We start from the raw sequence: 21,811 nt of genomic DNA on the forward strand, positions 1-21,811 counted from the left end.
AGCGGTTCGGCGCGGAAGATGTCGGACCGCTTTTTTGGAGGTACAGCAATGCCTGTTATTGTAAATCAGATAAGTTCCGCACTGAGTACGGATGAAAAAAGTGTCATTGAAACGGCAAGGAAAAAGCTGGGAATAAACTCATCTGCCATACGCGGAGCGCATATATACAAGACCTCTCTTGATGCGAGAAAGAGGGAGAATATCCACTATGTACATTCGGTGATATTCACACTTGGCAGCAGTGATGAGGAGAAGCGTCTTGCCGAGAAGGACAACTCTTTCACCTATGCTGCGCCTGCGGGATTCTCGCCTGTGATATCAAAAAACAAGGTCAAGGGACGTGTAGTCATCGCAGGATTCGGTCCTGCTGGAATGTTCTGCGGGCTGGCGCTGGCTGAACAGGGATATCGCCCTATTATACTGGAACGCGGCGAATGCATCGAAGACCGTGTTGCTTCGGTGGAAAGTTTCATGAGCACGGGTATACTCAATGAGGAATCCAACATACAGTTCGGTGAGGGCGGCGCAGGAACTTTCTCGGACGGGAAACTCACGACCCGCATAAAAGACCCGCTTTGCAGATACGTGCTAGAGAGAATGGTGGGATTCGGCGCCCCCGAAGAGATACTTACAAAGGCAAAACCCCACATCGGCACGGACAGATTGAGGGGTGTTGTTAAGGCGATAAGGGAACGAATTATCGAACTTGGGGGCGAGATAAGGTTCGGGACGATGCTGGAAGATATCGAGCTGAACGGCAGACAGGCTGAGGCTGTACGCTTCAACGGAGGTCGTGAGGAAGTCTCTGCGGTGGTGCTGGCGATTGGTCATTCGGCACGAAATACCTTTGAGATGCTCCACAGAAAAGGAATTTTTCTTGAAGCCAAGCCTTTCTCCGTTGGAGCAAGGATAGAGCACAGGCAGACCGAAGTAGACAAAAGTCTTTACGGCGAGTACGCAGGAAGCCCCATGCTGCCCAAGGGTGAATATCAGCTTTCTCACCGCGTCGGAAGCGGTCGTGCGGCATATACTTTCTGTATGTGCCCCGGCGGTACGGTGGTGCCTGCGGCTTCGGAGAACGGCGGAACTGTCACAAACGGAATGAGCGTGTTCGCCCGTGACGGTAAAAATGCCAATTCGGCGCTGGTGGTATCGGTAACTCCCGATGATTTCGGCAGCAAGCCTTTGGACGGTATGTACTTCGCGCGGGAGATAGAGCAGAAAGCTTACAGATGTGCGGGCAGCTATAAGGCTTGCGCTTCCAGCGTAAAGGGATTCCTTGATGGCAGAGCTGACCTTGACACGGATATCGAGCCCAGCTATTCTCTGGGTATAACTGCGGTGGATTATGAAAAGATATTCCCGAAGCAGGTGACTGACATGATGCGCACGGGACTGAAAGTATTTTCACGTAAAATGAAGTGCTTCGGTGACGGCAAGGCACTGCTGTGCGCACCGGAAACCAGGACAAGTTCACCGGTCAGGATAACAAGAAACGGCGAAAGCATGACTTCCCTTTCCTGCGATAATCTCTATCCCTGTGGCGAGGGTGCGGGTTATGCGGGCGGAATAATGAGCGCGGCGGTAGATGGTCTCAACACTGCGCTGAAGATAATGGCTGAGATAGCACCTGATTAACGGAGGCATAATGGCACCAAAAGAATATCTGAAAATACTGCACACCGCAGAAAAATTGAAAGACACCACAAGGCACTGCACAACTTCAGGCAGACGTATCGAAAGTGTGGCAGAACACAGTTGGCGACTAGCACTTATGTCAATAATGCTTCGGGGAGAATTTCCCGAAGCCGACATAAACAAGCTGACCGCCATGTGTATAATACACGACCTTGGCGAATGTTTTACAGGTGACATACCCACATTCATTAAGACTGACAAAGACCGTGAAACCGAGGACAGACTTCTGTCAAAATGGCTCGATTCTCTGCCTGTTGATATTTCTTGTGAATTCAAAGCATTATATCAAGAAATGGAAGAACAGAAAACAGTTGAAGCAAAACTGTTCAAGGCACTTGACAAGCTTGAAGCCCTTATACAGCACAACGAATCGCCGCTTGACACATGGTCTGAAAATGAACGCGAATTAAATCTTACTTATGGAACAGATGCGACGGCTTTCTCTGAATGGCTGACCGAACTCAGAAAAGAGATACTTGACGAAACTCTTGATAAACTCAGAAAATAAAAACGGCGGGGCATAACTGCTCCGCCGCGGGTTTTATTGGTCATTAGTCCACAAGACCTTTTTCTTTTATAAACTTCTTGATTGCCGCATAGGTCTCATCGCTGAGGATATGTTCAACGCGGCAGGCATCCTTGGAAGCAGTAGCTTCGCTTACGCCCAGTGAAACAAACAGCTTGGAAAACAGCTTATGGCGCTCATACATTTTTTCAGCTATCTCCATACCTTTATCTGTAAGTGTGATGTAGCCGTCCTTATCAACTGAAATATATCCGTTCTCGCGAAGATTTTTCATGGCAATGCTGACGCTGGGCTTGGAAAATTCAAGCTCGTTTACTATATCGATGCTTCTTACATCGCCCTTACGTTCACTGATCATGAGTATGCTTTCAAGATAATTTTCGGCAGATTCCTGTATTTTCAAAGCTGCACCTCCGTTGTAATTAATTATATCATATATAATAACATATTTTTTCGATTTTTGCAAGTGGTACAAAAGAAATATTTGGCAGCTGTACGGCTGTCACAAAAAAAGTAAGGAGAAAAACCATGGCATATCCGATACTGCTGATTCACGGTATGGGTTTTCGTGACAGCAAAGTTATCAATTACTGGGGCAGAGTTCCAAAAATGCTGAAAAAGGCAGGCTTTGATGTTTACTACGGCGGACAGGACAGCAACGGCACTACCGAATCAAACGGGAAAGTCATCGCGGACAAGATAGAAGAGATTGTCCGTAAAACAAACTGCGGCAAGGTAAATATCATCGCACATTCAAAGGGCGGAATGGACGCTAGGTATGCGATTTCCACCCTTGGCATGGGTAAATATGTTGCAACTCTGACTACCCTTTCAACGCCGCATCACGGTTCTCTGACCGTTGACAGACTGATGAAACTTCCCGATATTGCCGTGAGGTTCGTGGCGAAATGTTCTGATATATGGCTTAAGATCCTCGGAGACAAGCACCCTGATGCTTACCTCGTTTTTCACTCTTTCACAACGGCTGGGGCTGAAAGGTTCAATCGTGAAAACCCAGATGACCCGAATGTGGTCTACCGAAGCTATGCTTTCGTCATGAAAAATGCACTCAGCGATATCTTCATGTGGCTGCCATACTTGGTGGTCAAACATTTCGAGGGTGAAAACGACGGTCTGCTTGCGCCCCGCGGGGTAATGTGGGGCAAGTTCATGGGGATAAAGCGAAGCAGTTCTTTCCGCGGGATATCTCACTGTGACGAGATCGATATGCGAAGAATGAGATTCTCGAAGAAAAAGAATGGCATATCGGATATACTCGATGTTTACAGGGAGATCACGGGATTTCTGCCATAAAAAATGCGGGAGATAAACGCACTTTAACAGTACGGATATCTCCCGCATACTATATTAATAAGAAACTCATGCTTTACGAATTGCTGCGGTGAACATTTTTACAGAACGGATAAGCATTGTAATACCAATAACAGCACAAACCGAGCCAAGAGCGATAGAGCGTCTCAGGATATAGATGCCCGCTGCTGTAACAAGTATACTTACTGCAAGGCAGAGCATGAAAAATCCTGCGCGAAGGATAAGCCTTATGGGGCGAGGTACATATCTGCTGTTTAGAAAACCTGCTACAAACTCTTCTGCTATATCAATGATGAAATCCATAAAGTTGTCCTCCTTTATCTTTTTTTCAGATAAGACTGCTGTAATAAGCACTGAGCTTCGCAGCAGCTTTTTTTATCAGCTGTTCAGCCTTGTCGTGGGCGTTTATATCTGCAAATATGCCCTGTGATGAGAGCTCCTGTGCCTGCTTGGCGAGTTCTACGGCGCGCTGAAATGCAGATATATCATCATTTTCTGTAAGCTGTTCCGCAAGGTGCAGGCAGGCTCTTGCTTTAAGGGCGGTGAACTCGTCGATGTATCCGTGTGGCGGCTCGGCCTTTACTATCTCCTCATAAACGCCTGCGGCGTAGAGGTTTCGCAGTTCGATATATCCCATCATTCCGGCATCTGCCGCAGGGGTAGTATCGTAGGCTTCAAGCTGTATATCAAGCACTTTGCAGAGATATTCAAGGGTCTTCACCGAGGGCATCGCACTGCCGCTCTCTATCTGGCTGAGCATATTTCTGGTTATGAAATCGCCCACCACTTCATTCTGTGTCATTTTCTTGGCGAGGCGGGCTTCCTTTATAATACGTCCTATATTTTTAGCATCCATTTGTTAACCTCCTTTACGTGTCAATTCGATTTACATATACTATATCACACTTTTCAAGAAATTGCAAGAGCTTCACGAAAAATTAACATTTATATTTACCCGTTTGGGATATATCATTTACGAAAAAGGTAAATGCAGAATGATTTTTTATTATTATAATAGTATTATATATAACAATAGGTCAATTTCGTAAAAATTTTTTTGAAAAACCTCTTGACAAAGTAAATCGTTTGGTGTATAATTAGGTAAATTAAATTTACAGCACATATTTACCTACGTAAAAGGAGGCGGGAAATATGATGGAAAGATTTGATATCTGGTGGAACGGGCTCAGCGGACTGCTGAAAGTGCTTTACTGCATCGCCTTCCCATCAACAATGCTGCTGATACTGCAGACCCTGCTGGCAATGTTCGGTATGCACCACGGCGGGCACGATGTAAGTGATACTTCCGGATTGGATATGCACACAGATGTGGGTGGTCACGGTTTCGATATAGGACACGGCGCACCTCATGATATAGGCGGACACCACGGGTTCGATATCCACGGCGGTCATCATGATATCGATGTACATCACGATATCGATGCACATCACGACGGCGACTTCCATGATCATTCTTACAATGACAGTGTGACAGACACCTCGATGCACTTCTTCACTTTACAGACGATAGTTGCTTTCCTGACGGTATTCAGCTGGTCGTCCATAGTGCTGGTAGGTTCAAAGGTACCCAGCATCGCGGCACTGCCGGTGGGAATACTGCTTGGTCTGGGAACGATGGTACTGGTAGCAAAGATGGTACAGCTTTCAATGAGACTTGCTGAAAACGGCACAGTAGACCTGAGAAATGCCATAGGCGAAAGTGCAACGGTCTATATCCCCTGTCCGCCGAAAAATCAGGGTATGGGCAAGATAACCATGACGCTTCAGGGTCAGATGATGGAGCTGGGAGCTTTCAACGAGGGCGAAGAGATGCTGAAAACAGGCACCAAGGTAGTTGTGGTAGACGTTCGCGGGGACGATGTGATAGTAGAAAAAGACGCTTAATAGATCCGGGAGGTGCGGAATATGACGAGGACAATTACTTCGATAATACTATTCGTGATAAGCGCACTGTTAGCGAAATGCAGCATAAGGCATTTTCTCGAACGGGGATACTTATTAAACAATGCGTATATATCCGCACCGAAAACAGAACGGGAGTCAATGAACAAAAAGCCGTATTACAGACAGTCCGCTGTTGTATTTTTACTGATGAGTGCGGTATTCATCGTGCTGGGACTGACGGTGATATTTGAGAATACAAAACTCGAACTTATCGAGATACCTCTGATAGCGGGCGCTGTGATATACGCAGTTATCTCTACAGTAAAGATAGAAAAAAGTCAAAATGACACGGGAAATAAATAAAAAACTATAAGACAAGAGAAGAGACAAAAAGAATAAAAGAGACAAAAATATCCATGTGTAGAACAGAAGAAAGAAGACAACAGGACGTATAAAAATACAAAAGAAAGAGACATAAAAAAGAGACAATATCTTATGTGTAGGACAGAAGAAGGAAGACAACAGGACGTATAAAAATACAAAAGAAAGAGACATAAAAAAGAGACAATATCTTATGTGTAGGACAAAAGAAGGAAGACAACAAGACGGCTTTTGATAAGGCAAAAAAGAGAGAAGAGGTAATTTGAATGAAAACAAAAGCAAAAGCCGCACTGATAGCCGGTGCAGCAATAGCGGGGGTAGCAGGAGGGCTGTGCATCGCTTGGTGCAGCGGTATCAACTACGAGAGAAGATACAAGAAACTCTTTGACAAGACTTTCAAGGGGGATTACAAGATAACCGTTACTGAAAGCGGTTATTATACAGAAGAAAATTTACCTTTAAAGCTTCCTGTCAAATACAAAGTTTATGATGTTGAATATAAAGATAAAAACGGCAATACAAGGAATATAACTTTTGACAGCAGATATCCATATTATTATTACAATAAAGAAGATTATTCCGATTACGAGACCCTGTTTGAATACATTAAAAACAGGAACATCAAGGCAGACAGAGATGTAGCATTGGCGTTGCATAATGAAATATATTTAATTGTATCGAATGATGCTTTCAATGATCTTCTGCCAAAATATTTTGACGATGCGGAACCCGATGATTCCATGACCATTAGAGCAGAGGGGGACGGTTATAGGATCTTTATGAACCCAATCGATTTTTCTTACGATTATATCGACCAATATCACAATAACGATGATAAAATGCTTGAGTTTATCTCACCTGAAACTTGTCCTGTACTTTCTGACATTGATTGGAGATCAGCCGCAGACATCAAGACTTATTCTTTAAATCTATCTGTATCTATTAACGATGAAAGCAAATATGATATGATGGATGAATTTGCTGAAAAGGCCGAAGCTTTATGCAAAGAATACTCGGAAGCTTCTGACTATGGTGGAAATTACATGTGCATAGTCGGAACGGTAAAAGAAGATGGCGATGAGACTAAAACTATCGATCACAAAGCCATCTATGTAATTAACGGAGAAGAAGTTACTTACGATTTAGATACAGGCAAGGCTAGACGAAAGTTCAGAGATACTATAGTTGAAAAATACGGATATGACACCACATGGAAGCAGAGGTAATTTGAATGAAAACAAAAGCAAAAGCCGCACTGATATCTGCTGCAGCAATAGTTGGGGTAGCAGGCGGAATATGGTTTTCGTGGTGCAGCGGTATCAATTACGAGAGAAGATACAAGAAACTCTTTGATAAGACTTTCAAAGGGGATTATAAGATAACCGTTACTGATAGCGGGTTTGGTACCGATGATGATGCTCCGCTGAAAATTCCTTCCATAATGAAAGATTATGATATTGAATACAAGGATAAAAACGGCAACGAAAGACACCTTGAACTTAACAGCGGAGAGGGTTACCTTAAGTGGTATCAAGATGAAAGTCTGAGCGAATACATAAGAAACAGATATACTAAATCAGACGGTGCTATGATGACAGCGTTTTCGTTACAGATATACAACATAGTAAACGATGATATAATCGATAATGTACTGCCTAAGTATTTTGAAGCAGAACGTGATCCTGACATTTCACATAGAGTAAATGGCGATGGATATACGATCAATATAACAGCTTTTGATTACGCGGCAGGTTATACCCAATATAGATATCGTAACAATGACAAGGTATCTGAATACTTATCACCCGAAAATTGCCCTGTATTATCAGATATCGATATGGATTCAGCCGCAGATATCAAAACCTTTGTTTTTCGCGTAAATATCGATATAACCGATGAAAGCAAATATGATATGATAGATGAATTTACTGAAAAAGCAGAAGCTTTATGCAAAGAATATGCGGCTGCTTCGGACTTTGGAGGAAATTATTGCTGTACAGTACGCACACTAAGCGGCGAGGAAAAAGGTTTTGAGGAAATTGATAAAAATCAAATATTTGTCGCAAGCGGTGAAAAAGTTAACTTCGACCCAGATGACGATAAAGCACATGATAAGTACAAAGATATGATCGTCGAAAAATGCGGATATAACACATCCGAAAAATAAAGGAGAAGAACATGAAAAACATACTTCAGAAGTCCGTATACCGATATGAATCGGACGGCAAGCAGTTCACCGGAACATACCGATGTTAACGCCCGTTCCTGACAGAAAGATAAAGGAACAAAGAACATAGAAAAAGACAACATCTCACATAAACCAAATTCGTTTACAGACAAAGGAGATCTATTATGGGAACCGAGACAATGATTATTATATGTGTTATAGTTGCGGTACTTTTCGCAGCGCTTATGGCTATACTTTCAAGATACAGAAAATGCCCTTCCGATAAGGTGCTGGTAATCTACGGTAAGGTAGGTACAGACAAGAACGGTCAGGCAAGAAGTGCCAGATGTATCCACGGCGGTGCGGCATTTATCATGCCTGTTATCCAGTCCTATGAGTACATGGATCTGACACCTATCTCCATCAACGTTGACCTGAAAAATGCACTTTCAAAGCAGAATATCCGTATCGATGTTCCTTCTAGATTCACAGTTGGTATCTCTACCGAACCCGGCATCATGCAGAACGCAGCCGAGAGACTTCTCGGACTGAAAATGATGGAGATCCAGGAACTGGCTAAGGATATCATCTTCGGTCAGCTGAGACTTATCATCGCTACAATGGACATCGAAGAGATCAACTCCGACAGAGACAAGTTCCTGCTGGCAGTATCCAACAACGTTGAGATCGAGCTGAAAAAAATCGGTCTGAAACTGATAAACGTTAACGTTACCGATATCACAGACGAGTCCGGATATCTGGAAGCTCTCGGAAAAGAGGCTGCCGCTAAGGCTATCAACGACGCTAAGAAGAGCGTTGCGGAGAAGCACAGAGACGGTGAGATCGGTCAGTCACACGCTCAGAAAGAGCAGAGGATCGAAGTTGCAGCTGCAAATGCTGATGCTATCAAGGGTGAGAACGATGCTAAGGTAGCTGTTGCACAGTCCGAGGCAGAGAGAAGAGAAAGAGAAGCAGAATCTCTGCGTAAGGCTACCGCTGCCGAGGCAGTTCAGGCTGCAAAGGCTAAGCAGGAAGCTTACATCGCTCAGCAGGAAGCAGAGCTTACAAGAGCAGAGCTGGAAAAGGCAACCCAGAAGGCTGACGTTATCGTTAAGGCTGAGATCAGCAAGCAGCAGGCTGAGATCGCAGCTGAGGCACAGGCTGAAGTTACAAGACGTAAGGCAAAGGGTGAAGCTGACGCTATCTTCGCTAAGATGGAAGCTGAGGCTAATGGTAATCAGGAGATACTCACCAAGCAGGCAGAAGGTCTGAAGCAGATAGTTGCTGCTGCAGGCGGCGATGCAGATGCAGCCGTAAGACTCATCATCGCTGACAAGATGGAGCAGCTGATCGCTATCCAGGTTGAGGCTATCAAGAACATCAAGATCGATAAGATCACTGTTTGGGACAGCGGCGCTAACGGCGGTCAGGGCGGCGGTTCTACCGCTAACTTCCTGAGCGGTCTGATGAAAAGCGTTCCTCCTCTGAACGATCTGTTCGAGCAGGCAGGTATGTCTCTGCCCGAGTTCCTGGGCAAGGACATGAAGGATGCTCTGGAGAAGTCCCGCGAGGAGGCTATCCAGAGAGTTGCAGAGGAAGAGACCAAGAAGCTCGGCGCTAACGACGTTGAGATAATCGAGCCATAGTCGGCTAAAACTCATATCACCTCAAAATAAAAAAGATTCTGTCGGGTACGGATCGCGCTGTGCCCGACAGAAGCATTATCTCTGATGATAATACAAAGGAGAACGAAATGGTCATAGACATAAAAAAGTATTTGTCGGCAGCAGCTGCGCTTCTGCTTACGGTGACTATACCCGTCAGCTGCAATAAGAATTCAAAGTCCGAAAAAAGCGGTAATGCTGATGATCCCTCAAGTCAGACAGCGGATAGTACAGAGGTCTCACAGAACAGCAATTACAAATTTGAGACAAAGACACATCAGCTGGAGGTCGACGGCAGTTTTTATCAGGTGTACAGCAAGGAGATAAAATTCAATTATCTTGATAAACCATACGAGGAATGGCTTTCTTATGTAAGCCCCTATGATGAATATGTGCCTTTGTTATACAGCGATGACAGCGGATATTACACCACTCTGGATACTGTGGCTTTCGCTATACGCTACGCCTACGAGAACGGCATTGAGGAGCTGGAATTCCCTGTTGAGTACGATTCTGCCCTGATCGACCTGGGCTGGCAGTACGCAGGGCTATCATTTCCGGATGTACCAATGACGGCAGGTGGCTGCGAATACCAGCTTACAGAGAACGGATATTACCGCATGAAGCTTTCTGATTCTGTGCTGAAAGCAGCTTCTCACACCGATGAAGTTATTGCCGCCGCTAAGGAGATAGTTGACAGCATACCGCCAGAATGTACCACCGATGCAGATAAAGCTTATTATCTTTATGACTGGATATGCACAAATGTTGCCTATGACGAATACCATATAAACAGCACCGGTATGGTAAATAACGAACCGCAGTCCGTTTACGGAGCGATAGTAAAAAAGAGAGCCGTATGTGACGGTATCGCAAGTGCAGTACAGCTGCTGTTCAATATGGCTGATATCGACTGTGGCAAGGTCGATGCAGATGCTATAAGCGCCGATGAATCGGGTCATGTCTGGAATTTCGCCTACATCGGAGATGAGGTATGGGATTTCGATGCCACTTGGGATCTGAGGAACTACTGCGAATCAGAGGGCGATGAACTTACATCCGTTGAAGATCCCGAATACTACAAATGGTTCGGTACGGAACGCAGTTCAAAGCTGGGAATGACCAACCTGAACGATAATTGCATATACTTCCTGCCGCCCACGGAAGAAAAGTTTTCTGTTGATTCTCCTGCGGCAAAGTGTGCAGATATCCTGGTGAATGTTACCGAGGAAAGCGACGACATCGAATACATATACGACGGGAAATCACATAAATCGGTAGAAAACGAAAAGCTAAAAGAGCTGATCGATAAAAAGGGGTATGCGGTTTTGAAATTCAATGATCCTTACCTGCTTGAATATTTCGACCATGATCTCGAGTTTTACCGCGATCCGATATACAAGGAAAAAGATAATTCAGAACTGGTAAATGAACTTGACCTTGAAAACTGTTTGCTTGAACTGAGGTAGCCAATTAGCTCCTGTATGCGCCTTATAGCATACGGGAGCTAATAATCTTTCATGTTTTATCTTTTAATCATTATGAATTCGTGTAAAATCGACTAATATATTTATCTTAAACGTTTTCTTGCAAAATCGTAAATTTGCATCAAGTTTCATATCATTATATTTTCTTTTAACCAAAGTCAAAATCGGCATATTGATAAATAAATTTAACAATCGATTTTCGCGATAAACAGGGCAGATTCGGTTACAAACTTTGTAACAATTTTAGCATCGTTAATCTGCGATATAAATTTCTGACACTAAGATGATCAAAATGCCAAAAATAGTTATTAAAATTCGTTAAAAATGCCCATTAATATATCAGAACAAATATTCCTATACCATATATTGTATGCGGCTTGAATTTTGCGCCTATATAGCTTGTAATTATTTTGTAACTAATGAACCAAACAATTTAATTTAACCAAATATACCACACGTTAATAAACCATGCGGTTGACAATGCTAGTATTTTACTATATAATATGAATACAACAAAACAAACAGTACGAGTTAAGAACAATCATAAAAATATGTCTCTTTTGTTCACCCGGAGGTGAGTTCGTTGATACTTAAAAGAACAGCGGCTGTGCTCATGGCAGCGGCTATGATGTTTGGTACAGCTGCAGCATCTGGCAGCAATATCATCAAGGCTGCAGCAGCACAGGACAGAAACGGTGTATGTTCATACACATATATAGACGTCAGAAAAGACGCAGATAAGAATTCGGCTGCCAAAGGCTGGCTGGACGGCGGAGATGCAGTTAGCATACTCGGCGAGAAATACGACAGCAACGGTACTCTTTGGTATAAGATACAATTTGAACTTCTTGTGGGATATGTTCCCGCAGCTTCTATATCGGTAAACGGCTCTCAGTCTGCTGATAACAGCAGCGATTTTGAAAGCTATCTGGATTCTCAGGCTTTCCCTGAGAGCTACAGGATATATCTCAGAGAACTGCACAAGCAGCATCCTAACTGGATATTCAAAGCTCAGCACGTAGGTATCGACTGGGATACCGCTGTAAGCGAAGAGACCGTAGTCGGCAGGAATCTTGTTCACAATGGTGCTCCCGATTCATGGAAGTCCAGAGCAAAAGGTGCTTACGACCCCAATACAGATAGCTGGTATCAGCTGGATACAGGCTGGGTAGCGGCTTCTGACGGTATAATAAAGTATTATCTCGACCCCAGGAATTTCCTGAGCGAGAACTACATTTTCATGTTTGAAAATCTGTCATACGACCCTGATGTACATACCAGGGAAGGCGTTGAGGCTATACTACGCGGCACTTTCATGGATGGCGGATACACTTGTCCCGATACAGGCGAGTGGTTCTCTTATGCAGACACCTTTATGGAAGCTGCTGAGGTATCAGGCGTTTCGCCTTACCATCTGGCTTCGAGATGCCGCAATGAACAGGGCGTTTACGGTGCACCACAGTCACTGGGCACAATATCGGGATATGAGAATTACTTCAATTTCTTCGATGTAGGTGCTTATGCTACTTCTTCAATGACAGCCGGAGAAATGGCTGCAAAATATGCTTCAAACTACAACGAAAACTATCTGATGCCCTGGACGAATCAGTACAGATCGATAGTTGGCGGTTCGATATTCCTGGGCAACGGTTATATCACCAAAGATCAGGATACACTTTATCTTCAGAAGTTTGATGTGACCGACGGCGGCAACGGATATTTCGCACACCAGTACATGACCTGTGTGTTCGGACAAGCCAATGAAGCTGTCAGCCTGCTGAAAGCTTACAGTGACGAAGTTCTGGATTCCGCTATGGAATTCAAGATACCCGTATACAACAATATGCCTGAAACACGCTGTCCCAAGCCTGATTCAGAGTTGGATAACAATGATTACCTCAGTTCTCTGAGCATTTCAGGTGTCAGCATCAGCCCAGCTTTTAACAGCTATACTGAGTCTTATACCGCTAAGGTATCAGCTGACACAAACAGTATTTCTGTTTCGGCTGAAGCAAGCAGCAGCACCTCAGATGTTTACGGCACCGGCGAGATCGCTCTTAAAGATGGTAAGAACACTATCGAAGTTTCATGCGTTTCACCCGCAGGAACTACCAGAGTGTACAAGATCACTGTTAACAAAGCTTCCAAGTCAGCAGTGAACAATACGAAAAAGGCATCTTTGAAATACGATATAAACGGCGACGGCAAGGTCAATGTTACAGATATCGTAGTTGTAATGGCGCATATTTCCGGAAGAAAGCTTATGCTTTCGACTATTGAAAAGAAAGCTGATATCGACGGCAACGGTTGGGTAAATGTCACCGATGCTATGTTGGTCATCAAATTCGTAAAATGCAAGTAAATAATGTTCTTTGCGAAGTATAGTAATATAGACCGCCTCGACATGAAACTGTCGGGACGGTCGCTTTTTTTGTTGGATATGACAAATTTCACTTGACAATCAGTCAAATTAATATTATAATTATAATAACCGAGATCTTATACGGTAGAGAATAACTTTACGGCAATGCCCCTCAGGCTTGTCGGGTCAGGAGGATATATGCTGATATGCAATAAATGCGGAAAAACAAGCAAGCGCGGTAAATTCTGCGTGTACTGCGGCGGTGAGCTCACTGAGTTCTTTAAGCTGAAAACTGCCGAAAACAACAATGCCCCCAAGGGCACCTGCCCTCAGTGCGGAAAGGAGTACACAGAGGGTGGATTCTGCGTATTCTGCGGCACAAAGCTTGACAACAGCACGGTTGTCGAGACTGTGACAGAAACTGTTGTGGAAGCTGTTCCCGTTGTTGAAACCGCTCCTGTTGCAGAGCCTGTTGTTGAAATTCAGGCTATTGCCGAGCCCGAACCTGCCGCTACACCTGAGCCTGTGCCCGAAGTTGAAACTGCTCCTGTTGCTGAAACTGCTCCCATAGTTGAAGCTGCCCCTGCTGAGGAAAGCAAGCTGAAATGCAGTGAGTGCGGAAAGATACACAGCACCGGCAAATTCTGCGTAGCTTGCGGCGGCGCTCTCATACCTGCGAACGCTCCCGCAGCTAAGGATGACGCAGGCAAGCTTGCCTGCGTTGTCTGCGGAAAAGTTCACGACGGCGGAAAGTTCTGTACTGCCTGCGGCGGTGCGCTGAAACCTGTCGGCGAACCTGTTGAAGCACCGAGCACTGCTCCCTCACTGACCAAAGAGCCTGAGTCCGCTCCTGTAATAGAAAGTGCACCTGTAGTTGATGCTCCTGCAGACGGACTTAAGTGCGAGGTCTGCGGCAAGCCCCACGACAAGGGCAAGTTCTGCACTTCCTGCGGCGGAAAGCTTATTCCTGCTGCTACTGAAACAGCTCCTGAGGCGGTTATAGAAAGTACTCCTGTGGCTGAAATTCCGGCAAGCGGACTAAAGTGCGAAATCTGCGGAAAGCCACATGATAAAGGTAAATTCTGCACTGTATGCGGCGGAAAGCTCATCTCTGCGGCTAACGATACTGCTCCTGCAAATACAGTAGCTCCCGCGGCTGAATGGCTAAAATGCGCTGTTTGCGGCAAGCTTCACGACAAGGGCAAATTCTGCACAGCTTGCGGAGGTCAGCTCATTTCTGCAAGCGCAGCAGTCGATCCGACTCCTGCCATACCCACACCTATTGAGCCAGTGGCATCGGTAATACCTACGCCTGTATCCGCTCACCTGCCAACTGATCCGACGGCACCTATTTCATCACCACTGGATGCGAGCGCAGAAGCTTCGGGAAAGCTGGTATGCAAAGTCTGCGGTAAGATACTGGATAAGGGCAAGTTCTGCACAGCCTGCGGCGGCGACCTTGTTCCTATGGACAGCCAGCCTGTGACCGCGCCTATTGCCGATAACAGCGGTCTTGTTTGCCCCACCTGCGGCAAAACTTTTGAACGCGGCAAATTCTGCACGGTTTGCGGCTCAACTCTTGTAGCTCAGAATGCGGCTCCAGCGGCACCTGTAAATGACGGCAAGCTGCACTGCGTACAGTGCGGCGCTGTATTCGATCACGGCAAGTTCTGCACTTCCTGCGGAGGTCAGCTTGTGACTTCGGATAAGCTGAATGTCTGAACTCTCGACAGAGGTATTGATATGACCAAAAAATCATATGGCAGATTAATTCTCGGCGGTCACGAATTTCAGGTCAAGGACTGCGGAATGACAAAGTTCTATATATTCGACAACGACGAGGACATTGACGAGGAACGTGATATCATAACCAAAACCGTTTCCATGGAAGTCAGCTTTGAAAAAGGGCGTTTCGGCGCTGAAGAGATTGCTCCTAGGCTGAATATAAATGAGTTTTCCACGAACAAAACTGCTATTGGCGAGATGATCGGCATGGAGTTTGAAGTAGCAAGCGTTGATGAAGCCTACGAACGTGAGGACAGCTTGTATGTATTTGAGCACGAGCCGCTAGTAAACTACAAATGGACTATCATCGGAGTTGAAGATAATCTCGTTCACGTTAAGATAAGCGGAACTGCCATTACAGACGGCTACTCAAAGCCTCCTAAGATTGCTGGATTTGAGGGCGAGTTCCGGCTCGCGTTTTAAGTAAATAATTGATCACATGGTATCGGCTTCGGCGGTGATAACTTATCATCGCTGAGAACGATGCCTTTTTATTTGCATACAAAAAGTCACTTCTGACAGTATTTGTCAAAAGTGCCTTTAATAGGTTATTCTTTGCATTTATCAAGAAGTGTTTCAATGACGAATTCAGCGAAATCGCCGTCGCCTTTGAAGACGCTTCTGTTGGGATTTTTTAGAAGCTGTTCGAGGGCTTCGGGGATAATGGCTAGATCTGCGGCTTCAAGCATGGGCAGATCAATGGTGCTGTCCCCTGCGGCAATGATGAATGCGCCGTTTTCGCCCTGTGCAAGACGTTTCAGAGCTTTGCCCTTGTTTATCTCGGAGGGCAGGAAGTAAATTTTTCTGCCTGAGAGCATGACATCAAGCTCGGTGATGGAACTGTATCTGTCCATAAATTCGCCCACATATTCGGGCTTTGCACAGGATATGTAGAGGTACATCTCATCGACTATCCTCACCACATTAAGCTTTGCGTTGCCTTCAAGCTCATCGCGGAGTTTTTCCATCAGGGGCATGAGTTCATCGGCGAAGCGCTTTTCGCTGGTACGCCATTCCTCGTTCTGAATGCCGTTTTCAATGAGTATGGCGCCGTTGGTGGTTATCGCCCTTTTGTAACAGCCTTCCGGCAATTGTATCCTTTCAAACTGCGCCACGGAACGGGTGGTCAGGGGAACAAGCTCGACACATTCGGGGAGAGCTGACAGCTGTGTATGAACTTTACCGCTCATGAAGCCCTGCTCCGCACCGTTTAGCATCTCAACGCAGATATCTCCCTCACGCTTGTGCTTGTATGAATGTATCAGCGTGTTGTCAAGGTCGCTTGCAAGTAGTATCTTTTTCATATCAGTTATCCGCCATCGCCTTGATAAGCCCGCAGGCACGGTAGTGTTTCAGCGGGTACTCCACAAGCTCACAGCCCTTTTCCTCGGCAAGCTGATACAGATGACCGAGATGCTCATTATCATCAAGGCTGTGTACCAGCATTTTCCACGGCATTCTGCGCAGAAGCACTCTTGTGGCTTCGCCAATGCTGGGCTTGACCAGATTTATATCTGCGATACCGAAATCGCGGCAGATGCTTTTTACCTCCTCCATGGTGTTTTCTGCTGTGTCGGCGGCATTGTCGGTGAGGTCGTAGTCCTCAAAGCTGAAATGCTCCTCCACGGTGTTTATAAATTTATAGGTGAGGTCCTTGTGGGCCAGTTCTTTGTAGAAGACTGCGCCGTGGAAATCCTTTTCACCTATGATATCGCTTCTCAGAAAAGTTCTGCTCAAAAGTCCCGAAACTGTTGAATTCAGACAGCTGCTGGCGATGAGAAAATCATCGTGAGTGCCGCATTTTTCGGAGATAAAGGCCGGGTCTGAAAGCACACCTAGACCTGCACTCACCTGCGGATAATCTTTCATAGCTTCTTCAAGCTGGCGGGTGATAGCGCCCTTGCCTGTCCAGCCATCAATGAACTGGATATCCTGAGGTCTGTGCCTTGCAAGGATATTGTCCATGGCATTTTGGTCGATACCTCTGCCGCGGATAATGGAGATGGTGTAGTGAGCAGTATTTATGCCGTACTTTCTGTCCATATAGTGTTTCAGCAGTACGCCGATGGAAGTGCCTGCTCTCGCCAGAGATACAAGAACTGCATTCTCGCCTTTGTCTTTGTATATCAGCTGACCGAGCCTGCCAACGGCTTCGGCGGTGATGCCGCTGTACATATCAAGTGCCGTGTAAAAAGACTTCATGTACTGCTCCGAGGGTTCATACTCGATGGGCAGCATCTCACAGTAGTGCCTGCCGCCCTGTATGAGCTTTTCTCTTTCCTCGGTGCTCTGGGGCTTTACCTGACCTGTGATATCTTTCAGCAGTATCGTTACATCTTCATTTTTATAGGAACCGAACATCAGCTATATCCTTTCTACGATGATCTCTTTGCAGCCGTAATGCCTGAATAGCGAACCAAGTTCGTTTACAGCTTCCATATTCTCTGGGGCGGAATCTGTCACGATGAGTACTGAATCGTACTTTGCAAGGTCGTACAGGAAAGTCTGCCTGCCCTTTTCGTAGAGGCTTTGCAGTTTATAACCGTTGAATATGGGATAGCCCTCGCTTTCGCAGATACCTATGGGGCTTCGGGTGGTGGCATGGAATTTTACGCTGTTGTAAGCGCCGCTGTTTTCAAGCTTTTCGGCTATGATAAGTCCCGCATACATACACTCCTCGGTGCCGATAACGGCAATATCCCTGCCCGAGGGTATCATTGTGCTGTCGGCTGAATTTATCATTTCATGACGAGTGAGGATGTTGTCGATGTACTCCCCTATCACGACACCTGTTCTTGGTGAAGTGTCGCCGTCCTCTTTCAGCAGATAAGCCGCCTTTATCATGTCATCGCTGTTATCTGCGCCGGGCAGGTCGGAAGCGCCGCGGATATCAAACTTGTTGACTGTCTCGGTATAATCCACGTTGTCTATCTTCAATAGCTGACGGCATATCATGCCGTGCATTTCAAGTCTGCGGACGTTTTCCTCGCTCATGCGGTCGATGATGGAAGCAGCCACTATCTGCTTATCGCACAGCTGCGGAAATTCGTCCCTGAGCTGTTCTATCATGTTCACAAGGGTCTTGCCTGTTGAAAACTCATCGTCCACGAATATGACGGTTTCTGTATTGTCGAGGGCGGCAGCAAAGCCGTCAGCAGAGAGCTTCTGCTCGGTGGCGTGACTGTGTTCTTCCTGAAACTCTATCCATTTGCTGACCTCAGGAACTTCCTCACGGGTGGTCTGGATATAGACACAGTCACTGCCCATATACTCTGCAACAGCTGCGCCGATGGCAGTTGCAGTTTCAGCAAAGCCGACTACCAGCTTTGTATGTGGGAATTCCCTCTTCAGCTTTGCGCCCAGGGTGCGCAGCATGGTGAGGCAGTCATTGGGGCTTACGGGGATATGCTTGCCCTGCAGTGGGTCTACCAGAAGATAGGTGCGCTTGGTGTTATGGAAGCGCTTTGCAAGGTGCATCAGCTGAGGGAGGGTGTATTCTCTGAGAGGTTCGCAATCCTCAGCCACTGATACGTTCATCACCGAGCTGCCCTTGATGACACAGGTCAGTTCACTTTCAAAGCTGTTTCTATTCTCTGATGTGAGCTTGTTTTTCATATTGCTTTCTCCTTTATGTTTGATTCGTTTTATGCCTTTTAAAATGCCCGCGTAAGACCGTGAGCATTATAAAAAGCACCCGATACCATTACTGTAAACACGGCTCGCACAAAAGCGTGTGAGCCGTGTACAGTTGATATGGTTATTGCTTATTCAGCAGTATTGCCGGAGCCCGAAACTGACTTTCTGATAAGATCAACAGGTATCATAGTAATAGCCATGAGGACTACTACTACCCAGCCTGTGATGCCGAAAGGTACGCAGCTGAACATCTTACCCAGCCACTGGAAAGGTGCCAGGGGGATAAGACCGCAGTTTACGATAACTGCCTGAACAGCGATGATAGCGCACATAACTCTCAGGAAACCGGGGTTCAGGTTCAGACCCTTGAAGATACCGAACTTCTCGTCTCTTACATTGAAGCCGTTTGCAAGTGCGCTGACGATAAACAGTACGAAATAGCCTGTTTTCAGCTTATCAACATCACCATCAAAGAAATTCTGGCAGAGCAGACCCTTTGAGAGATCCTTCATAACGTCGCCGACACTGTTGCCAGCAGCAGGTAACAGGAAGAACAGGAAGCTCATGATAGTCAGCCATGCGCCCATAACGCCGATCTGTACAGCCATAGGCTTGCTGATGATGCTCTCGTCTCTTCTTCTGGGCTTCTCGTGCATATACTTTTCAAGTGCGGGCTCATTACCCAGCATGATAGCGCCCAGACCGTCCATAACGAGGTTAACAAACAGCAGGTGTGTAACTTTCAGAGGTTCTTCGATGCCGAAGAAAGGTCCGAATGCGGATACAAGTACAGCTGCAACGTTGATTACCAGCTGGAACTTACAGAACTTAAGGATATTGCGGTAGATAGTTCTGCCGTAGAGGATAGCATCCTTTATGGACTTGAAGTTATCGTCGAGGATAACGATCTCGCCTGCTTCCTTAGCAGCTTCGGTACCGCTGCCCATTGCAAAGCCGACATCAGCCTTTTTAAGTGCAGGGCTGTCGTTTACGCCGTCACCTGTCATACCTACAACCAGGTTCATTTCCTGGCAGAGTCTTACCATTCTGGACTTATCGGTTGGCAGTGCTCTTGCGATAACGCGGATATCCTTTACGATCTTCTTTACCTCTTCGTCGCTCATCTTATTGAGTTCGGCAGAAGAGAGTGCGATGTCTTTATCGCTCTTGATAAGACCTGCGTCCTTAGCTATAGCCTTAGCAGTTTCAAGACGGTCACCTGTTATCATAACGACCTGGATACCTGCGTCCTGAACTTCCTTGATAGCTTCCTTTGCCTCGGGACGAACATCGTCACGAATACCAACGAGACCGATGATTACAACGTCATCATTGATCTCATTCTCGACCATGGGCTTCTCGGAATAACCGAAACTGAGCACACGCATTGCCTTGTTTGCAAGTGCGTCTATCTTTTCGTTCAGCTTTGCCATATCGATATCCTTGATATTGCCGTCAGCATCAAGATACTTTGTTGCCTTTGCGAGAAGTCTTTCGGGAGCGCCCTTGTAGAAGGTCTTGCCCAGATTATCTATTCTCGACTGGCTGAACTTGTTAGCAGAATTGAAGCCCTGATATGTGGTAACTTCATATTCCTTATTGTCTTTCAGTGCATTGAAATCAGCCTCGCCGATGAAGTGCATCAGCGCCTGATCTGTAAAGTTACCGCCGATTACATTGTGGTTGCCGTCGAACAGTGACTGTGTGTTCTTACCGATGGATATATCCAGCAGTTCCTTGACCTTCTTGCAGCCTGCAAGCTTATCATTAGGGATAACTTCGCCGTCAGCTGTGAAGAACTCAACAACTTCAAGCTTACCCTTGGTGATGGTACCTGTCTTATCGGAGAACAGAACGTTCAGAGAACCTGCGGTCTCGATACCGACAGCCTTACGAACAAGTACGTTGTGATCCAGCATCTTGCTGGTATTCTGCATAAGAACCAGGGATATCATCAGAGGCAGACCCTCGGGGACTGCACAGACAACGATCAGTATAGCGATGGATACACCATCAACGATCTTCTTGACGATAGTGGAAATGTCCTGTGAGAAGAACTCTGCAGGACCTCCTGCTTTGATAACGAAGTAAATAAAGTAAACGATAGCGATTATGATAGCGGAAACATATCCGAAAACGGATATCTGATTTGCCAGCTTAGCCAGCTTGACTTTCAGAGGTGAATCAGGTTCTTCCTCGTTCATCTCCTCTGCCATCTTACCCATCATGGTCTTCAGACCGACCTGTCTTACATCGAGGTAGCCTTCGCCGTCGATACAAACAGCACCTCTGAACAGAGAGTGTTCATCAACGAAAGTATCACCTGTGATATCAGTGGGCATTTCAAAACCGGGCTCAGCTGCGGTCTTCTTACATTCTTCAGCCTCACCGTTAAGTGCGGAGTTATCCACCTTGATGTTACCGTGTACCAGAACACCGTCCGCAGGTATCTTATCACCCGACTGGAGAAGTATCAGGTCGCCTGTAACAACGTCATCGACTTCGATAACGTTTGTAGCACCGTCACGGATAGCCTTACACTTATCTTTCTCGGCACTTTCTTTCAGTTCGATATACTTCTGGTCACTTGCCACGTTTGTTTTTGCCGAAACGAATGCAACTATCAGAACGGCAACTATCGTACCGATAGGCTCATATGGCTCGGCAAGTCCCGCGATTGCCATTACTATCATCAGTGCTGCGATAGCAAGGAGTATCTTTATCATCGGGTCTCCGAAGGTTTCAAGGAACTCTTTCAGAAACGTGGTGGGCTCTGCCTCGGGGATGGCGTTTGAGCCGTTTTTCGCGCGAGATTCTTCGACCTGCTGTGAGGTCAAACCTTTTAAATCCATAGTTCAATAAACTCCC

Annotated in this window: 19 protein-coding genes; 12 read left to right on the forward strand and 7 right to left on the reverse strand. The window is 45.9% G+C overall.

Features of this window, described 5'->3' with window-relative positions; genetic code table 11:
* Positions 1-48 precede the first annotated feature (48 nt).
* A complete protein-coding gene (locus BM265_RS08425) occupies positions 49-1,638 on the forward strand; it encodes an NAD(P)/FAD-dependent oxidoreductase (protein WP_074961132.1) in 1,590 nt (529 codons plus the stop codon).
* Positions 1,639-1,648: 10 nt separating this feature from the next.
* Positions 1,649-2,206 (forward strand): HD domain-containing protein, encoded by a 558-nt coding sequence (locus tag BM265_RS08430; RefSeq protein ID WP_074961133.1) that lies wholly within the window; start codon positions 1,649-1,651, stop codon positions 2,204-2,206.
* Between the two features lie 43 nt (positions 2,207-2,249).
* Here BM265_RS08430 and BM265_RS08435 read toward each other — a convergent pair whose 3' ends face one another.
* Positions 2,250-2,627, reverse strand: a complete 378-nt coding sequence (locus tag BM265_RS08435; RefSeq protein ID WP_074961134.1) for a metal-dependent transcriptional regulator — start codon at positions 2,625-2,627, stop codon at positions 2,250-2,252.
* Between the two features lie 125 nt (positions 2,628-2,752).
* Here BM265_RS08435 and BM265_RS08440 point away from each other — a divergent pair, with 125 nt between their 5' ends.
* Positions 2,753-3,538, forward strand: coding sequence for an esterase/lipase family protein (locus tag BM265_RS08440; RefSeq protein ID WP_074961135.1), 786 nt, complete (start codon positions 2,753-2,755; stop codon positions 3,536-3,538).
* 66 nt (positions 3,539-3,604) lie between these two features.
* Here BM265_RS08440 and BM265_RS08445 read toward each other — a convergent pair whose 3' ends face one another.
* Both BM265_RS08445 and BM265_RS08450 read right to left on the reverse strand, forming a co-directional pair.
* Positions 3,605-3,859 carry a hypothetical protein gene (locus BM265_RS08445; protein ID WP_074961136.1) on the reverse strand — a complete coding sequence of 85 codons (255 nt, stop codon included), beginning with the start codon at positions 3,857-3,859 and terminating at the stop codon, positions 3,605-3,607.
* Positions 3,860-3,884: 25 nt separating this feature from the next.
* Positions 3,885-4,412 (reverse strand): helix-turn-helix domain-containing protein, encoded by a 528-nt coding sequence (locus tag BM265_RS08450; protein ID WP_074961137.1) that lies wholly within the window; start codon positions 4,410-4,412, stop codon positions 3,885-3,887.
* Between the two features lie 296 nt (positions 4,413-4,708).
* Here BM265_RS08450 and BM265_RS08455 point away from each other — a divergent pair, with 296 nt between their 5' ends.
* From BM265_RS08455 to BM265_RS08495, 9 genes are all read left to right on the forward strand, one after another.
* Positions 4,709-5,461, forward strand: coding sequence for a hypothetical protein (locus BM265_RS08455; RefSeq protein WP_074961138.1), 753 nt, complete (start codon positions 4,709-4,711; stop codon positions 5,459-5,461).
* 21 nt (positions 5,462-5,482) lie between these two features.
* Entirely contained in the window at positions 5,483-5,824 is a 342-nt protein-coding gene (locus tag BM265_RS08460; RefSeq protein WP_074961139.1) for a DUF3784 domain-containing protein, read from the forward strand.
* A gap of 284 nt (positions 5,825-6,108) precedes the next feature.
* Positions 6,109-7,068 (forward strand): hypothetical protein, encoded by a 960-nt coding sequence (locus BM265_RS08465; protein ID WP_074961140.1) that lies wholly within the window; start codon positions 6,109-6,111, stop codon positions 7,066-7,068.
* Positions 7,069-7,073: 5 nt separating this feature from the next.
* Positions 7,074-8,009 carry a hypothetical protein gene (locus tag BM265_RS08470; RefSeq protein WP_074961141.1) on the forward strand — a complete coding sequence of 312 codons (936 nt, stop codon included), beginning with the start codon at positions 7,074-7,076 and terminating at the stop codon, positions 8,007-8,009.
* A 185-nt stretch (positions 8,010-8,194) separates the two neighbouring features.
* A complete protein-coding gene (locus BM265_RS08475) occupies positions 8,195-9,655 on the forward strand; it encodes a flotillin family protein (RefSeq protein ID WP_074961142.1) in 1,461 nt (486 codons plus the stop codon).
* Between the two features lie 107 nt (positions 9,656-9,762).
* Positions 9,763-11,142, forward strand: coding sequence for a transglutaminase domain-containing protein (locus BM265_RS08480; protein ID WP_074961143.1), 1,380 nt, complete (start codon positions 9,763-9,765; stop codon positions 11,140-11,142).
* Positions 11,143-11,734: 592 nt separating this feature from the next.
* Positions 11,735-13,522, forward strand: coding sequence for a dockerin type I domain-containing protein (locus tag BM265_RS08485; protein WP_242940809.1), 1,788 nt, complete (start codon positions 11,735-11,737; stop codon positions 13,520-13,522).
* 198 nt (positions 13,523-13,720) lie between these two features.
* Positions 13,721-15,244, forward strand: a complete 1,524-nt coding sequence (locus tag BM265_RS08490) for a hypothetical protein (protein WP_074961145.1) — start codon at positions 13,721-13,723, stop codon at positions 15,242-15,244.
* A gap of 21 nt (positions 15,245-15,265) precedes the next feature.
* Positions 15,266-15,730: a hypothetical protein gene (locus tag BM265_RS08495; RefSeq protein ID WP_074961146.1), complete on the forward strand. Its 465-nt coding sequence runs from the start codon at positions 15,266-15,268 to the stop codon at positions 15,728-15,730.
* Positions 15,731-15,855: 125 nt separating this feature from the next.
* On the opposite strand, the gene BM265_RS08500 is transcribed toward BM265_RS08495, so the two are convergent.
* The 4 genes from BM265_RS08500 to BM265_RS08515 all read right to left on the reverse strand — a co-directional run bounded on the left by BM265_RS08500 (position 15,856) and on the right by BM265_RS08515 (position 21,795).
* Positions 15,856-16,611, reverse strand: a complete 756-nt coding sequence (locus tag BM265_RS08500) for an HAD-IIB family hydrolase (protein WP_074961147.1) — start codon at positions 16,609-16,611, stop codon at positions 15,856-15,858.
* 1 nt (position 16,612) lies between these two features.
* Positions 16,613-17,668 carry a cysteine protease StiP family protein gene (locus BM265_RS08505; RefSeq protein WP_074961148.1) on the reverse strand — a complete coding sequence of 352 codons (1,056 nt, stop codon included), beginning with the start codon at positions 17,666-17,668 and terminating at the stop codon, positions 16,613-16,615.
* Positions 17,669-17,671: 3 nt separating this feature from the next.
* Positions 17,672-18,922: a phosphoribosyltransferase domain-containing protein gene (locus tag BM265_RS08510; RefSeq protein WP_081358406.1), complete on the reverse strand. Its 1,251-nt coding sequence runs from the start codon at positions 18,920-18,922 to the stop codon at positions 17,672-17,674.
* Positions 18,923-19,071: 149 nt separating this feature from the next.
* A complete protein-coding gene (locus tag BM265_RS08515) occupies positions 19,072-21,795 on the reverse strand; it encodes a calcium-translocating P-type ATPase, PMCA-type (protein ID WP_074961149.1) in 2,724 nt (907 codons plus the stop codon).
* Between the last annotated feature and the right edge of the window lie 16 nt (positions 21,796-21,811).

This window comes from Hominimerdicola alba (genome assembly GCF_900112155.1).
In the GTDB taxonomy this organism is placed as follows: Bacteria; Bacillota; Clostridia; order Oscillospirales; family Ruminococcaceae; genus Hominimerdicola; species Hominimerdicola alba_D.